The organism is Anaerotignum sp. MSJ-24, from assembly GCF_018918145.1.
In the GTDB taxonomy this organism is placed as follows: domain Bacteria; phylum Bacillota; class Clostridia; order Lachnospirales; family Anaerotignaceae; genus Metalachnospira.
In genome coordinates this window covers 17,967-35,003 of record NZ_JAHLPX010000003.1, presented here as the reverse complement: position 1 = coordinate 35,003, position 17,037 = coordinate 17,967, and the positions used below count along the sequence as shown (strand labels likewise).

The window sequence follows — 17,037 nt, the reverse complement described above, 5'->3', positions numbered from 1 at the left end:
ATATGAGCCGAAAAAAGTAATGATCCTGTTTTATTCTTGTGTTTTTCTTATAGTTGTCTGCTCAATTATAAATATACTTTGCTCGGCAAAATCGCTTATATTGGTATTTAATCCACTGATTATTGCCGCTTTGTTTATGATTTTACTGTCGATTTTTTATATGATTATGTTTTCAAAAAACATATTAAACACTAAGGAACTGATAGCCGCCATTGCTTCTACTGTTCTTCAAATTCCGGCAGTATTATCGGCGTTTAGCATAATCAGTGATGATATCTTTTATCCTTCTGCCACATTATCGATGATAATACTATATATGTTTGTACATACAAAATCTCCCAGAATGCCGGTAAATTCAAACCATCCGGAATTTGAAATGCTCATACATCAGCTAAGACCACATTTTCTTTTTAATGTACTTACAGCCATACAATCCATGTGTCATGGCAAGATACCGGCAGCAGAAAAAACAATAATAGAAATTTCAGAATTTCTCAGCATAAATCTTCAGGCACTTAACAAAACTACCTTAATTCCGTTTAAGCGTGAATTTGAACAAATATTAAACTATTTCAGTCTTGAAAAAATTCGTTTTGGAAATAAACTTAATATAGAATATGATATACAGACTTATAATTTTTCGGTTCCGATACTTTCTATACAGTCCATTGTGGAAAATTCCGTAAAACATGGGATAATGAAAAAAGGAACGGGCGGAACTGTCTACATAAGTGTATCAGAAATAAACAATCATATAATTATTGTTATAAAGGATAACGGTGTCGGCTTTGACATTTCCGTTCTTAACCATGAAGCCACAAAGGCTTCTAACAAAAGCATTGAACATGTTAAACAATGTATTGAAGATATGTGCAATGGGACATTATTGACTGAAAGTGTTCTCGGCATAGGCACTACGACAACAATAATAATTCCGAAAGGGTGATAGCAATGAAAATTCTTGCCGCCGATAATGAATTACCAGCTCTGAATATATTAGTAAACTCAATAATCGAAGCTGTTCCCGAAGCAGAAATACGAAGCTTCTCCTGTATAAATAAAATACTTGATTGTATCAAAAATAATAATTTCAAACCTGATGTTGCTTTTCTTGATATAGAAATGCCGGGTATGTCCGGATTGGAGCTTTCAAAAGTATTAAAAAAGCTATGTCCGAATGTAAACATCGTATTTATCACCGGCTTTTCTCAGTATGCACTCGACGCTCTTGAACAAAGACCAAGCGGTTATGTGCTTAAACCGGCAACAAAAGAGAAAATACTGGATGAACTTAACAATCTCAGACATCCTCTGAAACGCTTACAGCCTGAAAGAGAGATAAGCATACAGTGCTTTAGCAGCTTTGAGATTTTCTGCAATAAAAAGCCTATACAGTTTTTGCGTTCAAAATCAAAAGAGCTTCTTGCATATCTCGTTGACCGGAGAGGTGCAAGCTGTTCTGCCGCCGAAGTTGCGGCAATATTGTGGGACGACGGTATTTATGACCGATCAAGACAAAAGCAGTTTTCGGTAATACGCGCTGACATGATAAAATCACTTAAACAGGTAAATGCAGATAAAATAATAGTAAAATCAAGAGATTCTCTTGCAGTAAACACAACGCTTTTTGACTGTGATTATTATATGGCACTTGCCGGAGATGTTGCAGCAATAAATTCCTTTACCGGCGAATATATGATGCCGTATTCATGGGCAGAATATACAACCGGAATGCTTGTAAACAAATATGAAAAATTCATATAATTTGAATGCCCTGTTTTCCGAAAAACAGGGCATTCATTATTTAAAACAATCCACAAAAAATAATATGATACTGCCAATCATATTATTTTGTCACACAGCATAATTTTTATTTAATCCGTTCAATATCAAGGCACAAAACATTTCCCCAGATAATTATAAATTATGTATCAATCCGCTCACTCATTTAAACGATACAGAAAATTTATAACTGTTAATCTTCATTTTGTCACACAATAAAGAGCTATATAAAAGTATCCGAAAGGCAGTATCAATTAAAAGCATTAATAGAACCGGTTTTCTTTTATCCCCCGATCAAAAAAAACCGCTTCATATATTCCCTATATACAGCTTCTATTGATTTCGGATACACATAAAACCAATATGAATGGCTTTATGCTCTTTGTTTCTGCAACTGAGCTCATTATAGCATTCATATGTCAACAAATGTCTAACAAATATTAGTTAAATTCATATTTTATCGAAAAATTTTCCAAACACCATATACAACAGCTTAATTTTATACACAAATAACTATGTATTATTATATAACTGTATTCACTCCGTTAATTGATGTACTTTCGCCTTCCTCGACAGGAATAACTATGCACTTCTTTCCGTCTATTATTTCCGTCTTTATCTCTGTAAGCTTTGACTGAGAAACATTAAGAGATATATCGGCAGAAGCAAAATTTACATCAAGCGGTTCATCAGCATCAAACGATGTTTCATCTGTGTCAAAAGGAGGTTCATCATCAGCCGACTTTTTGTTTTCAAGCTGCTGTTTAAGCACATTTACCTGTTTTTCAAGCTCTACTGTTCTATCTCTTTTTGCACTCTGCTCAAGTGCCTTTTTATCAAGGAGATTTTTTGCCTCAGGCGGCTCTTCTCCGAAGGTTTCGTCATAGGCTTTTTCTATCTTGCCCTTTATTTCGTCGGAAATATCCGTATCCTCCATAAGTTCCTTAACCGATGAATTTGTAAGCATAAGCGGCTCTTTTGAACCGTAATTGAGTGCCTCTTCCTCCTCAATCATATAATTAAGATTCTTCTGGAGTTTTATGAACACTTCATTGCTCTGTTCATCATCGCCGATAACATTTTCAATAACCGATTTAAAGGTTTCTTTTTCCTCCGTACCGCTTCTTCTTGATTTACAGCCGAGTATTTCCTCCATAAATTCGGTATGAGTTTCTTTTGCGTCCTTTGTATAATACATGACAGCATGAATATCCGTACTTCTGTCTGTAAAAGCAGGATATAAAAATCCTACCTCCGGCATACCGACAACCCAATCTCTCATTCTTGCGCCAATTCTGTTTTCATCCTCACGATAACCGAGAGCCGCTTTGGAAAGCTCAACAGGGCATACAGCACAAAGGACATAATCATATACCTCTTCCGACTCATCAAGCTTGTTGTTATCGCTTGTTTTTATAACAACATCATAAGCATCATGGAAAAGCAGTATAAGATAATTTCCCGTATAGTCATATTTTTCGATTATCTTTTCATAAAGTCGGTCGAGAAGTGCCTCATTTTTAAGCTTACTGTCACGTATTCCAAGCAGAAAGCTTTGCATGCTGTCCTCGCCTTCTCCGACAGGTGCAAACTCAAGCTCCAAAAGATTGTTACCGATCGTTCCCGAAAGTGCCTTTTTCGCAATATCAAGATATTTAAAAAATTCCTCATCTTTTAAATTAAGAAATGTTTCATTTATTTTCAAAATAATATTTTTATTTCCGTCTACATAACAGCCACAAAGCTTTGTGAATGTACACGCCTCTTTTTTCATTCTGCGTTTCAGCTCAAGTATATCCTTTTTAGTCATGTATTTTTACCTCATCAAAATATTTTTTTGCAGAAACGAAAGCCTCTTTAAAATTCGGTTTAAAGAGGCCAATCGTTAATTATTTTTCTTTGTATTCACCGTCGATAATACCGTCATCTTCCTGAGGTATTATAAATATACAGGCAATGTAAAGAATAACTCCTATTCCCACCATAAAAAGCGTAAACAGTGCCCATATAATTCTGACCAGTGTAACATCCATTCCGAAGTATTCCGCAAATGCAAGGCATACTCCTGAAACCTTTCTTCCTTCAAGCGGTCTGACTAATTTTTTTGAATTACTCATTGTCATCTTCTCCTTTTTTACGAAGAATATGTTCTCCGGAAAAGCTGAGATATTCTCCGTTTGCAACTATAATATGGTCATTTAGTTCAATTTTTATTGCATTAAGTGCCCTTAGACACTCACCTGTAAACTTTATATCATTGAAGGACGGTTTTAAGCTTCCGCCGGGATGATTGTGTGCCAATATAATTCCGGATGCATTGTATTTCAGTGCCGTTGACACAACCTTTCTTATATCCACAAAAGCCGCATCTGCAAGACCTTCAGCTATACACACCGTCTTTATAACAGCCAGTGTACTGTTTAAGCAGATAACATAAAGCTGTTCAACAGGCGAATTATCAAGCAATGACAGTGCATATTCTCCGGCTATATGCGGCTTATCCAGCACAACCTTTGCACTCCATTTTTCAAACGCCATTCGGCTGTTTATCTCTCCGACAAGGCTGAGAAGAACAGCGGCATTTTCACTTATACCGCATATTTCGGCTATCTTGTCCGGTCTTTCCGATGTCAGTGCCGTAAGCGAACCGCCGAATTCGTCCAAAACTCTATGTGCCATAGGATTAGTGTCAACTCTCGGATAAGCATAATACAAAAGCATTTCAATAAGTTCATGGTTTTCGAAGCTTTCGGCACCATGCTCTATATATTTTCTCTTCATTCTGCTTCTGTGTCCGTTATGCTCGCCTGCCATAAAAACCTTTCCTTCAAAAATATTACACAAAAAATCTTTCTGTCATTTTACGCCATTCGCCGCTGTATATAATTCCGAGAAGGCTATTAAGATTTTCCATAAGCTCACAAACCGTTTCGGTGCTTATAATTCCGCTTTTGAGCGCCTCCGATACCTCATCAAGGTCGATAATCTCAGTTCTTCCGTCCGGATATATTTTTACATCGGCAAGCAGATCTGTAAAAATCCACTTGTTTTCATCTTTGTAATAATCACTGTGTATTATATCGCAATAGTAATACACAAGCTTTCCATTGTTATCCATAAATTTGCTTATTTTAAAGCCTTTATTGACAAATGTACATGATATACCATTAGAAAAATTCTTTTTAGGTCTGAATGTATCCCATTTTGTTACGATAACATCATCAGACATATACAAAATTTCATCTTTTTCAAGGGATTTTATTTCATCGGGTATATATCTTTTTCTGTACACACTCGGTTTATCCGATTTATTCATTTGTTTCACCTTCAATATTACTGCTCATTATCTCCATTAGATGTTTGTGAAGATGTCTGTGAAGAATTTTGTGTGCCTGTGCCGCTTCTTAAATTATCGAGCGAATTCTGCGCATTGACTGCCTGTGCCGAATTAGGATAATCACTAAGCACCTTTTCATAATATGAAATTGCGGTTGCGGTTTCTCCCAGACCTTCAGATGTTTTTCCGAGATAATAAAGCACCTCGCCTGTATAGCTTTCGTCTGTTATAAGGTCAAGACATTCGTTAAGTGTTGTCTTTGCATTTTCATAATTTCCTGCAAGATAATACATTTTGCCTTCGCTGAACAAATCCTCTGCGGCTGACGCAAAAGTACTCTCTCTTACTGTGTCATAAATAGCAATGTCCTCATCAGACAAATCGCTTATGTCTATATCCTTGATGAGGAGAGCTGCTTCCTTATTTTTTCCGTTTGCCAAAAGTGCATATGCTTTATTTATATTGCCAATCTTTGTTTGCAATGCAACAGCATTTTTGTATTTATCAACTTCCGACTTAAGATCGGCATTTTCGCTGACAAGCTCATCATAGCTGACAGTGCCGTCAGCACCGTTATAGGACTGATAGTTCTCCAAAGTCGTTTTAAGGTCATATATTTCCTTGCTTTTATTTTCAAGCATAGTCGGAAAAACAAGTGCAAAAAGCACAGCCGCCGTACATATAACACCGCCGGCAAACGAAATTATTTCCGGCTTTCCGATAATACCCTTTTCAAGGTTTTTATATGACATACGGCGTTTTCTTCTCGCCTTTATTTCATCGACAGTATCTTCTGTCTTTGTGTTTAAATCTGCCGCTGGAGTTACCTTGCTTCCAGGTGTTATCTCCTGCAAATATCTGAGAGCGGTCGGATTTTTCTTATCAAGATAAAGCACTCGTTTTACAAAAGGCTCTGCGGCTGTGTTGTTGCCGTTGGCCATGTTGCAGAGTGCCGCAAGGTTATATGCGTCCACAAACTTAGGATTGTATGATACCGCTTTTTTGAGCTGTATCAGTGCAAGGTCCTCGCTATGCTGGTTCATATACTGTATAGCAAGATTATATAATCTTATGGCGTCATTCATTTTTTCAAGTTCTCTGGCATTTTTCTGCAGCTTTTCCAGATACTCTGAGGCCGTTTTGTCCTTTTTATCAAGGTTTGAGCTGACAACCCATTCTCTGAGGGCGTTAGCGACAAGACCTTTCTCAAAATACACAAGTCCGAGAAGATTTCTCGCCTTTGTATTAAATTTATTAACCATAACGCTTCTTGAAAGATATTCAATCGCACCTGTCAAATCTCTTTCTCCCGCACATTTCAAGCCCGAATTATAAAGCTTGTCTGAAATATTTCTGGTTTTATTATAAAGCACTATATCAGTACCACAGCCGGGACAAACATTGCCGCTTTTAAATATGTAGCTGCAAACTGGACATTTCACGTTTTATTACTCCTTATCTCTGCTTGTTCTCGGTTTTGATTTATTATTGGCTATATACTGCATCAATTCAAACATATCTCTGAAATCTTCGGAATAAATAGAGTCCTCCATATCCTCAATCAACATGGCAGGCTCATATTTTTTAAGCTCATCTTTAAAGCTGAACATTATCTGTTACCTCCCATTATAACCGTACGCAAAGCACCTATAAGATAAAGTGAGCCTGTACAAAGCAGAACATCGTCTTTTCCTGTATTTTTATAGGCAAATGCGTAGGCTTCTTCTATATTTTCCAAACTAAATACGTTATCACAATATTTTTCGGCTATTTTCTTAAGTCCTTCGGCGGCAAGCGCACGACTGCTGTCCGGTTCGGTTATTATCACCGTATCAGCAAGCGGTATTATCTCCTCCGCCATTTTTTCATATTCTTTATCCGAAAGCACTCCCATAAGAAGAACTATTCTCTTTCCGGCAAAATATCTGTTTGCCGATTTAACAAGCATCTGTATTCCGTCGGGATTATGTGCTCCGTCTATAACAACAAGCGGCTCTCTTCCGCAGATTTCCATTCTGCCATGCCATACCGCTTTGGAAATTCCGTTTCTTATTGTATCATTATCGAGTTTAATTCCGCTTTCATTGAGTGCATATGCCGCCATAAGCACCAATGCACAGTTTTTTATCTGATATTCGCCGATAAGCGAAATATTGACATCATCAAATTCAAAATATTTATTTTTATATGATGCAACGGTTCCGTCTATTGTTTCGGCCTTTACATCTATAACTTCATCAGTATCATAATAAAGTCTGCTGTTTCTTTCATCACAAATATTTTTAATTACATTATAAACCTTTTTATCCTGATTATAAAGCACTGTCGGGCAGTCATTTTTAATAATTCCGCCTTTTTCAAAGGCTATCTTCTCGACAGTATCCCCGAGAAATTCCGTATGATCAAGGCTGATAGAAGCAATAACACTGAGAACAGGTTCTTCGATTACATTAGTAGCGTCAAATCTTCCGCCTAAGCCGACCTCAATAACGGCAATATCGACTTTTTCATCGGCAAAATAAAGAAATGCCATAGCCGTAAGCTGTTCAAAAACAGTCGGCATGCCTATGCCGTCCTTTTCCATCTCGTCGGCATATTTTTTAATTATGTCCATATAACGGGCAAAATCTTCATTGCTTATCTCCTTGCCGTTTATAACATATCTCTCGTTATAGCGTTCAAGATGAGGCGATGTATAAAGAGCCGTTTTATAGCCTGCCTCAATAAGTATTGACGTAAGCATTGAGCTTACCGAGCCTTTGCCGTTTGTTCCGGCAACATGAATTATTTTATATTTATTCTGCGGCTTTCCGAGTCTTTCGAGCATATTTTCAACACGCTCAAGTCCAAGCTTAGAGCCGAGTATATTCAGACTGTCTATATAGTTTAAAGCCTCTTTATAATCCAATTTGTTTTCCTCCGTGAATTATCGTATACTACGATAAATTCTAATATATATTAACAGTTTTGTACTTTTTTATCAACAACAAATAACTTTTATCAGATTAATGCCAAAATCGTTTTTGTACAGCGGAAGGCATTAGGAAACGATAGTCATGACAAGATTTCGACTTAATGACATTATTATAATGCAAATTTAATATTAATACAAATCAAAAAAGCACAGTTTCGGCATTGTTTTTGCAATGCCTTAACCGTGCTTAAAAATTTCAGATATTAAATTCTATCTACAATAAAGCCTTCATCATCAAATTCCATTTCATAAGGTCCTTCAACATATTTAATTTCAGGATGATTCTTAAGCTCTTCGTAAAGAGGTGCGGAAACTTCGATATGACCTGTTTCAAGAGTATTCTTGATTCTTACTATACGGGCATTCTTAAAGTCGATACCTGAGCAACATTTGATTGCTGTAACGATAGCTTCCTTATCGTTTTCTCTGTACATAGGAATACTTCCGCCTGAACCGAGAACAGTTGCTGTAACTACGTTTGTCCAAGTAGCATCCCAGTCAATGCTGTTAAGACATCTTCTTGTTGTGATGTTTGCAAGAGCTATACCTACACCTGAATGATGTGATTCAAGTGTAATACTTCTTACGAATATGTATCTGATTGTAGGAAGTCCGGGAAGTCCTCTGAATGTTTCGGACATATTTCTTCCTACTACGTTGGGATCCATACCGGAACCTGACATATTCTTACCGATTTCGTCAATTATAAGAAGGTCGATATTATCAAATTTGAAGTTAGGAATTTTCTCTTTAGCTTCCTGCTGAAGTTTTGCATCAACTGCGAGAGCATTGCTCTTATCGCACATTTCGATTGTACATATATCGTCATATGCATTCTGAACAACGCCGATACCAAATGCAAATTTAGCATTGTCAAGGAATACCTGACCAAGCTCAGGTAAAAGTCTGGGAATGTTCATATATCCAAGTGAATGGAACATTGATGCTCCGATGTGGTTTCCGAGACCGATAGCAACCATTTTGAAAAGACCGCTTTCATGAGGGCCTCTGAACTCAGTATGAGGTTTAACCTTATTAAAGAGAACGATACCGTCAGCCTCCATGGCAACCTTATCAACGTAAACGGGAGCACCGTTTGAAAGAGTTCCACAAACAACAACGTCCATACATGAAATAATAGGAACTTCCATTGTTTCTTCAGTTATTCCGAGACCTTCGAGAACTTCAACCTGTCCTTCTGCAGTAGCACCACCGTGGCTACCCATCGAAGGTACGATGAAAGGCTCTGCGCCCCATTCCTTAAGTGTGTCAAGAATAGCCTTAACCATATCGGGAAGGAAAGGAATACCTCGGCTTCCTACTGTAACCGCAATTCTCTTACCTTTGAAAGAATCCTTATCAACGCCCTGATATTCAGCCATCATTTTTCTGATGTATGCACCCGGATCGTCGATTTTATTTGAATCGTAGATCTGTGTCATTTTATACATCTTAGGAATTTCAACTGCTTCAAGGCCCTGGATAACTATATCCATCTTCGGAAAATTAATATACTGACTCATTTTAAATTACCTCCCTATTATAAATTAACCCTTATATAAGACAGGCTATGCTATCCCCATAACATAAAAATGCCTGCCACCTTGATAAAAGTATAACGCAGTCATTATATTATGTCAATGATTTTTGTATAATTTTACAAAATTCTGACTTAATTTTCTACCGTGTATATGTCATAATACATCATTTTATAGCTATATAATCATACATCACATACTATATACACATTTAGCTTCTCTATTTTTCAGCTGTTTTTGTATTATAACAACAAAATTTAACTTTGTTATTATGACATCAAGCAACTTCACCAACATAATTTTAAAGGTCATCATACAACGCTTAAAATCTGTCTTTAAATTTAACATAAATTATATTTACTGATACTCTCAAGCTGATTATACTTATACTATCAGTACAAATCAGGAGCTATATAAAATGAGAAAATCCAATGCAAATGAATTTATAAACGAAAATAAAAATCTTTACGCCACACTTTTTTCTTCGACATTCAAAATAAGTGCCTGCACCTTCGGTGGCGGATATGTAATAGTCCCTCTTATGAAAAAACGCTTTGTTGAGGAGCTCGATTGGATAAGTGAAACCGAAATGCTTGATTTTATATCCATATCCCAAAGTGCACCGGGACCTATTGCTGTTGATGTTGCCATTATGGTCGGCTATCATGTTTGTGGTCTAAAAGGTGCTGTAATTGCCGGAATCGGAACAATACTTCCGCCATTAATAATAATTTCCGTTATCTCACTGTTTTATAAACAGTTCCGAGACAACCGGTTTGTCAGCTTTGCAATGAACGGTATGCTTGCCGGAATTGCCGCAGTAATATGCAATGTCGTTATAGACATGGGAAAGCCGTTTTTCAAAAACAGAGATATATTTTCAATTATAATTATTGCCGCAGTATTCATAGCGGTTTATTTCTTTAAAATTAATATTCTATGGATTATAATAATATGTGCGGTATTGGGAATAATCAAAGGCACTGTCGGCTTAAAGGACGGTGAAAAAAGATGATATATATTCAGCTTCTATTGAGTATGTTTAAAATCGGAATTTTAAGCTTTGGCGGCGGTTATGTTGCAATACCGCTTATACAAAAGGAAATTGTTGAGCTTAACGGCTGGATTACGCTGACTGAATTTACTGACATAATAACCATTGCGGAGATGACTCCCGGTCCAATTGCCATAAATGCCGCAACCTTTGTCGGTATCAGAATTGCCGGAATCCCCGGTGCTTTAATTGCTACTTTCGGCTGTGCTCTTCCGTCCTGTATTATAGTTATAATACTTGCAAAAATATATTATAAATACCGACATCTTAACACAATGCAGAATATTCTTGCCGGACTAAGGCCTGCGGTAATCGCCATGATAGCTTCCTCCGGTGTTACAATAGCGTTGATGGCACTGTTCAAAAGCGGAATAAACATCAATTATATTTCGGCAGGCATATTTATAATAGGAATTTTCCTTTTAAGAAAATATAAGCTTAATCCGTTATATATAATGTTTGGTGCCGGAGCAGTCGGCATAATACTATACAGTCTGTTTCCGATGTAATATAAAATAATCAGATAACTTATTAAAGAGGTGTTTTAAAATGATTAGACCTATAATGAAGGACGTTATGTTCTTAAGCCGTAAATCCGAAAATGCGGTTCCGGCAGACATACATATTGCAGATGATTTAAGAGATACACTCAAAGCCCATAGCGAAAGCTGTGTCGGAATGGCGGCAAATATGATAGGCGTAAACAAAAGAATTATTGTCATAAACGTAGGTATTCTTTTCATAGAAATGTTCAATCCGGTAATATTGAAGCAGTCAATGCCCTACGAAACCGAGGAAGGCTGTCTGTCTCTTGTCGGCAAACGCAAAACAAAACGTTTTAACCATATTGAAGTAAAATATCAGGATAGGAATTTCAAAACCCATACGCAGGAATTTTCCGGCTGGACAGCCCAGATTATTCAACATGAAATTGATCATTGCGATGGAATAATAATCTAAAGTTTATGCCGAAGTCATAATGATTTCGGCATTTACATTTCTGCTTATTTTTTTCTTAAAACAATCTTTATAAAATTAAGATATCTTCCACCGCCAGCCTCCATAGATTTTCTGTCGCTTATCGCATATTCATTGTCCTGTTCCAGCCAGTCCTTCCATACCTCTTCATTACTTTCCATTTCTTTAATTTCAACTATTTCGGACATTTCACTTTCAGACACAATTTTTCTCCAGTAATCTATGTCGTGCATATATTCGAGCTGTTCCGGTGTCCATGAAAGCAAAAGCTCTTTCGGCAGATTATCGTGGCAGTCATGCCTCATTCCCGGAACTGCAATATAAACATATCCTCCCTTCTTAACAAACGGCATAAGCTTTTCATCAAGATAGCTCTTATCTCTTCCGAAATAATTATATGAATCCACAGAAACAACGGCATCAAAGAAATTTCTTTCAAAAGGCAGGTCTAAAGCATCGGCCTTAATAGGTATTATCTGTTCATCTGTCAGATTGTTCTCTTCAAAAAATTTTCTGTTTTCCTCCGGTTCACTCCATAAATCCGATGCGTAAACCTTAAATCCGTATTCTTTGACAAGGAATATGCTCGTTAATCCCTGTCCGCTACCTAAATCGCATACAACCGAATTCGGTTTTATTTTATTGTCCAAAAGCAACTCTTCCTCAAGCTTTATAGGATTAGGCCCCATTATTTTTGACATAAATTTCTGTATATTGTATTTTTCACTTTTTATGTATTTCATTACTTTTTCTCCTTAAACCATCTGAAAAAATCCGCAAGATTTTCCTCGCTTACATAGCTTCTTCCGTTTAACATCATGTCAAGCATTCTATCCTCATCTTCCGTTCTGTTCTTTTTGTCGGAAAGTCATTTACCTGCCGTTTTTACCATAACACTCATCATCAGCTTATAAACTCCGCTCAGCTTATTAATATCAAAGCCTCCCTGAAGTGTAAAAAGAGTTGTATCATGCGGTATATTGTTTTTGCATCTTACCTCTGCCGTCTGTGTTCCCGTTCCTCCCATGCCTACTGCACAAACGACTTTTATATCATATTTGCTTTTCGCCTTTTTATATCCTTTTATAGTTCCTGCCATAAGCCATCCAAGATAAATAACCTCATCTCCTGCAGAGAGCACTTTTTCTGCCTCATCAAGAGTATATGCCGGAATTATGGTCTTTTTTTCGATTATTTCAGCATATTCCTTTGTCGTTCCCGTATTTGATGTATATACTATTGCTTTCATTATAATTCACTCCCAATTTTAATTTTTTCGATAAATCTATCCAAATGACGTTCAAGCATTCCAAACACAGCCCTTTTATCCTCTGCATTGTCATAAATTCCATAGAGCATATACATAGGTGCATAAAATTCAATAGCAAGCTGTTCCGCCTCCAGCTCATTCTCCGCCATGCCTTCAAATATATCCTTCATATAATCCAAAGGCCCGTTTCCGAGATACTGATGATACATAGCAAGCATTTCTCTGCTTCTATACTGCTCGACAGTCAGCATTTTTCTGAATAATGACGAAAACTCCTCCTCTGTCCAATGACTAAACTGTGCTATCGCATATTTTTTAATTTTATCCAACGGCATATTTTTATATTTATCCACCGCATCACAGGCCGCCTCTTCCGGCATTTCATATTCAACGGCTCTCTCAAAATCCATCTCTTCCATTCTTTTTACTATGCTGTCGAATATATCCTTTTTGTTTTTATAATGCTTATACAATGCACCCTTTGTTATGCCAAGCTCTCCGGCAATCTCGCTGACCGAAACCGCTTCATATCCATCATTGGCAAATAACCGAAGTGCCGCAAGTAGAATTTTTTCCTTTGTATCTTCCATAAAATATCTCCTTAAAGCTTTAGTGAACGATTGTTTACTTATATTATAGTAAACGGTCGTTCACTTGTCAATAGAAAAAAATAAAAACACCTTATATTTACAAGTATACAAATACTCAAAATACTAAGGTGTTTATAAATTTTCAAAAAACTGATAATCAGTTTAAAACATACACGCCATTATTCTTCTCCGAATACCTGAACCTTAAGTCGTTTTCCTGTCGGTGTTGCGGCAAGACCGCCTTCACCTGTTTCCTTAAGGGCAGATGACATGGAATCTCCGACCTTCTTCATTGCCCATAATGTTTCATCAGCCGGTATGGCGCTTGTTATTCCGGCAAGTGCAAGCTCTGCCGCTGTAAATGCATTGGCAGTTCCCATTGCGTTTCTCTTTATACAGGGAATTTCAACAAGGCCTGCAACAGGATCACAAACAAGGCCGAGAATATTTTTTATAGCAATCGCACAGGCATCGGAAACCATCTGAGGTGTACCTCCGCACATTTCCGTTACTGCTGCCGCAGCCATTGCACTTCCGACACCGCACTCTGCCTGACAGCCGCCCTCTGCTCCGGCTATGCTTGCTTTGTTAGCCGCAACAAGACCTATTGCCGATGCTGTAAACATACCCATAACAACGTCCTTTTCGGGAATCTTTCTGTCGTCCATAACACTTAATATTGCAGCAGGAAGTATTCCGCATGAGCCGGCTGTCGGTGCAGCAACAATTTTGCCCATACAGGCATTTGTTTCCGATACCGCAAGAGCCATAATCATAGCGTTTCCGAATACCGGGCCGCATATGTTTTTGCCTGCGGCAACCTGTTCACGCATTTTCCATGCACTTCCGCCGGTAAGACCGCTGACTGAACGTGAATCCTTAACAATTCCCTTTTCAACCGCCTCTATCATAACCTTAAAGGATTTGTGCATTTTATTATACATTTCCTCAACACTGCATTCACGAGCCTCTGCCTGCTCCTTAATAACAAGATCGGAAATTCTGACATTTTCCTTTTCGGCAGCACTTACCAAATCTGCTATCGAATCATATTTAAACATCTGCATCCTCCTTATATTGCCCTGAGAAGTGTAGAGCTTATTACTTTGTCCATCTTCTTTATTTCTTCATTTATACCGTCCGGTATATCCGAATCCAATTCAATAATCATAACGCCGTTTCCGCCCTTAGGACTTCTTCTCAAATCAAAACGACCGATATTAATGTCATGCTCAGCAAGAATGCTTGTAACATCGGAAATCATTCCGGGAATATTTTTATGAAGCACTATAAGCGTTGTAAACTTACCTGTTATTTCCACAGGCGTTCCGTTTATATTGGTTATTATTATGTTTCCGCCGCCTATTGATGCACCCTGAACCTTAACTTTCTTTCCTGTATCACCCGTAAGCTCGATATAAGCCGTATTCGGATGTGAATTTTCTATTTCACAGACATGGAAATTAAACTCAAGTCCTCTTTCCTCGGCTGTTTCAAAACTGTATTTTAATCCCGGATCGTCAGTATCCATTCCGAGTATTCCGGCAATGATTGCTTTATCCGTACCGTGTCCTTTGTATGTTTTGGCAAATGAACCACTGAAATATATTTCAGCCTTAACAGGTGTCTCCCCAAGTATGTTGAGAGCATATCTTCCGATTCTTGCAGCTCCCGCTGTATGTGAGCTTGAAGGTCCTATCATAATAGGTCCTATAATGTCAAATACGTCCATAAAACTCCTCCTTTTTATTTATTATAAACTGAAATCAATTTCAGTGCAACGATAATCTATTTTTCTATGGATAAAAAACATCATAAATGCTATAATTATTAAATCAATTATTACAAAAGGAGGAAATACTTTTGGTATCGCCTAAAATCGAAGAAAAATTAAGCAACCTTTCGGCAGAATATATATACAACGAAGGAATAGGAAATCTTCTTCTGCTTGCAATAAGCTACACCGACAGAAAAAAAGGTGAAGACGGAGATATGCCATTCGGTATGCCGGAGGAAATCAAAAAAATACGTGACAAGGCCGACAGCTATATTCCGGAGCTTGAGGATATATTGGGAAACAATGAGCTTAGAATTTCAGCACTTAATGAAGTGCTTGAGCTTAAAAAACAGCTTGTTTCCCTTTACGGAAATGTATACGACTATTTTTCACAGTGGAATACTCTTTCACTTGCGGTAAACGATGAAACTGCCATAAGAAAATACAAGGAACAGCATTTGGCAGACAAAAAGGTTCAGTATGAGGTATTTTATACCGACTGCGTAAATTTCCTTACAGCATCGGAAAATATCGATGAATTAAGAAAATACACAGCACAGCTTCTCAAATGTATGCCTATGAGAATGGCGAGAGGCAGATTTTTCGACATTGTTCTCCGTTCATTGCGTGCCGCCTTTGCCGGAGCAACAGAAGAAACAATAACAAAATCAATAGATGCCTTCAAAAAAGGCTGTGCTCCCGTACTTGATAAAAATTACGGAAAGCTTTTCCCTGAAATAGCCGAATGGCTTGCGTCCAAAGCTGACCATATTCCGGCACATATGAGTGATGAGGAATTGGCAGATGAATACGAAGATTTCAACATGATGCTCGACACAATACAGCAGGCTGAGGACGGCTTTACAGCTCTTTATGATGACCTAAACTCACTCATAATAGTTCTCTATCTCAGCTTTACATTTGAAGAGCTTACCGAAAAGGACGCCGCATATGCCGACCTTTACCATGCCGTATGTGACATAATGACGGGCGAAACAAGCGAAGAAGAAGCCGAAGCACTTCTTGATACACTCAAGGAACAGCTTGAAGCCGCTTTTGAGCCGATAATCGATAAGGTAAATTCTATCAATGAAAAAGAGCTTGAGCTTATGGATAAAATCGGTACAATGTCTGAGCTTTCTGAGGAAACACAGAAGAGCATAGGTGCGGAAGGCTTTATAAGAGGAATTTATTACAGCAATATAAATGACGAGCTTTTCGATTTCGAAATAGACGAAAACTCTCCCGTTGCATCAAAGGAATTTTCGGAAAAGGTATTTGCGGAATTTATCGACTATATGCAGGAATATTACAAAACACTTCCCATGCAGACAAGAAAATCCAATATGCTTATACTCCTCGGCTCAATACCGGTTGCAATGGATATAGCCGACACAATAGATTATGTAAAATCATCTGTTGAAAACTGCATTGACGAAGAGCAGAAAATTCTCATTGTTGACAAAGCCGGCATGGTATTTGACGCCAACGGTTTCAGCTACGCAGATGAAGATTTCGATGATGATGAATGCGGATGCGATCACGACCACCATCATCATCACCATGACCATGATTGCGAATGTGGTCACGAGCATCACCACCATGACCATGATTGCGAATGTGGTCACGAGCATCACCACCATGACCATGACTGCGGTTGCGGACATGACCATCATCACGACCATGACTGCGATTGCGGTCACGACCATCACTAATGTATACAAAAAGAACCTACCG

Annotated in this window: 19 protein-coding genes; 6 read left to right on the top strand and 13 right to left on the bottom strand. The window is 37.8% G+C overall.

Annotation, left to right across the window (positions count from 1 at the left end):
• Positions 1–166: 166 nt before the first annotated feature.
• Both KQI66_RS02365 and KQI66_RS02360 read left to right on the top strand, forming a co-directional pair.
• On the top strand, positions 167–946 hold the full coding sequence (locus tag KQI66_RS02365; protein WP_216427102.1) for a sensor histidine kinase: 780 nt from the start codon (positions 167–169) through the stop codon (positions 944–946).
• A 5-nt stretch (positions 947–951) separates the two neighbouring features.
• Positions 952–1,764 (top strand): response regulator, encoded by an 813-nt coding sequence (locus tag KQI66_RS02360; protein ID WP_216427101.1) that lies wholly within the window; start codon positions 952–954, stop codon positions 1,762–1,764.
• Positions 1,765–2,305: 541 nt separating this feature from the next.
• On the opposite strand, the gene KQI66_RS02355 is transcribed toward KQI66_RS02360, so the two are convergent.
• The 8 genes from KQI66_RS02355 to KQI66_RS02320 form a co-directional block, all read right to left on the bottom strand.
• A complete protein-coding gene (locus KQI66_RS02355; RefSeq protein ID WP_216427100.1) occupies positions 2,306–3,592 on the bottom strand; it encodes a DUF4317 domain-containing protein in 1,287 nt (428 codons plus the stop codon).
• Between the two features lie 79 nt (positions 3,593–3,671).
• Positions 3,672–3,899, bottom strand: a complete 228-nt coding sequence (locus KQI66_RS02350; protein ID WP_216427099.1) for a PspC domain-containing protein — start codon at positions 3,897–3,899, stop codon at positions 3,672–3,674.
• Positions 3,892–4,596, bottom strand: a complete 705-nt coding sequence (locus KQI66_RS02345; RefSeq protein WP_216427098.1) for a JAB domain-containing protein — start codon at positions 4,594–4,596, stop codon at positions 3,892–3,894. The genes KQI66_RS02350 and KQI66_RS02345 overlap by 8 nt, the downstream gene beginning before the upstream one ends.
• A 22-nt stretch (positions 4,597–4,618) precedes the next feature.
• Positions 4,619–5,098 (bottom strand): DUF402 domain-containing protein, encoded by a 480-nt coding sequence (locus KQI66_RS02340; protein WP_216427097.1) that lies wholly within the window; start codon positions 5,096–5,098, stop codon positions 4,619–4,621.
• A 17-nt stretch (positions 5,099–5,115) separates the two neighbouring features.
• Positions 5,116–6,561 (bottom strand): tetratricopeptide repeat protein, encoded by a 1,446-nt coding sequence (locus tag KQI66_RS11470; protein WP_216427096.1) that lies wholly within the window; start codon positions 6,559–6,561, stop codon positions 5,116–5,118.
• A gap of 6 nt (positions 6,562–6,567) precedes the next feature.
• Positions 6,568–6,729 carry a hypothetical protein gene (locus KQI66_RS02330; RefSeq protein WP_216427095.1) on the bottom strand — a complete coding sequence of 54 codons (162 nt, stop codon included), beginning with the start codon at positions 6,727–6,729 and terminating at the stop codon, positions 6,568–6,570.
• Positions 6,729–8,027 carry a bifunctional folylpolyglutamate synthase/dihydrofolate synthase gene (locus KQI66_RS02325; protein ID WP_216427094.1) on the bottom strand — a complete coding sequence of 433 codons (1,299 nt, stop codon included), beginning with the start codon at positions 8,025–8,027 and terminating at the stop codon, positions 6,729–6,731. Before KQI66_RS02325 ends, KQI66_RS02330 begins: the two co-directional genes overlap by 1 nt.
• Before the next feature lie 269 nt (positions 8,028–8,296).
• On the bottom strand, positions 8,297–9,616 hold the full coding sequence (locus KQI66_RS02320; RefSeq protein ID WP_216427093.1) for a lactate racemase domain-containing protein: 1,320 nt from the start codon (positions 9,614–9,616) through the stop codon (positions 8,297–8,299).
• A gap of 433 nt (positions 9,617–10,049) precedes the next feature.
• On the opposite strand from KQI66_RS02320, the gene KQI66_RS02315 reads away from it, so the two are divergent.
• The 3 genes from KQI66_RS02315 to KQI66_RS02305 are packed head-to-tail and all read left to right on the top strand — an operon-like array spanning position 10,050 to position 11,645.
• A complete protein-coding gene (locus KQI66_RS02315) occupies positions 10,050–10,646 on the top strand; it encodes a chromate transporter (protein ID WP_216427092.1) in 597 nt (198 codons plus the stop codon).
• Positions 10,643–11,194: a chromate transporter gene (locus tag KQI66_RS02310; protein ID WP_216427091.1), complete on the top strand. Its 552-nt coding sequence runs from the start codon at positions 10,643–10,645 to the stop codon at positions 11,192–11,194. Before KQI66_RS02315 ends, KQI66_RS02310 begins: the two co-directional genes overlap by 4 nt.
• Before the next feature lie 40 nt (positions 11,195–11,234).
• Positions 11,235–11,645 carry a peptide deformylase gene (locus KQI66_RS02305; RefSeq protein ID WP_216427090.1) on the top strand — a complete coding sequence of 137 codons (411 nt, stop codon included), beginning with the start codon at positions 11,235–11,237 and terminating at the stop codon, positions 11,643–11,645.
• A gap of 44 nt (positions 11,646–11,689) precedes the next feature.
• Here the strand turns inward: KQI66_RS02305 and KQI66_RS02300 are convergent, their stop codons facing one another.
• From KQI66_RS02300 to sdaAB, 5 genes are all read right to left on the bottom strand, one after another.
• Positions 11,690–12,406 (bottom strand): SAM-dependent methyltransferase, encoded by a 717-nt coding sequence (locus KQI66_RS02300; protein WP_216427089.1) that lies wholly within the window; start codon positions 12,404–12,406, stop codon positions 11,690–11,692.
• A 125-nt stretch (positions 12,407–12,531) separates the two neighbouring features.
• Positions 12,532–12,912, bottom strand: coding sequence for a flavodoxin domain-containing protein (locus KQI66_RS02295; RefSeq protein WP_253287633.1), 381 nt, complete (start codon positions 12,910–12,912; stop codon positions 12,532–12,534).
• Positions 12,912–13,523: a TetR/AcrR family transcriptional regulator gene (locus KQI66_RS02290; RefSeq protein ID WP_216427088.1), complete on the bottom strand. Its 612-nt coding sequence runs from the start codon at positions 13,521–13,523 to the stop codon at positions 12,912–12,914. Before KQI66_RS02290 ends, KQI66_RS02295 begins: the two co-directional genes overlap by 1 nt.
• 179 nt (positions 13,524–13,702) lie before the next feature.
• Positions 13,703–14,584: an L-serine ammonia-lyase, iron-sulfur-dependent, subunit alpha gene (sdaAA, locus tag KQI66_RS02285; protein WP_330654965.1), complete on the bottom strand. Its 882-nt coding sequence runs from the start codon at positions 14,582–14,584 to the stop codon at positions 13,703–13,705.
• An 11-nt stretch (positions 14,585–14,595) separates the two neighbouring features.
• Positions 14,596–15,255, bottom strand: a complete 660-nt coding sequence (gene sdaAB / locus KQI66_RS02280) for an L-serine ammonia-lyase, iron-sulfur-dependent subunit beta (protein ID WP_216427086.1) — start codon at positions 15,253–15,255, stop codon at positions 14,596–14,598.
• Between the two features lie 131 nt (positions 15,256–15,386).
• Here sdaAB and KQI66_RS02275 point away from each other — a divergent pair, with 131 nt between their 5' ends.
• Positions 15,387–17,015, top strand: a complete 1,629-nt coding sequence (locus KQI66_RS02275) for a hypothetical protein (RefSeq protein WP_216427085.1) — start codon at positions 15,387–15,389, stop codon at positions 17,013–17,015.
• Positions 17,016–17,037 lie beyond the last annotated feature (22 nt).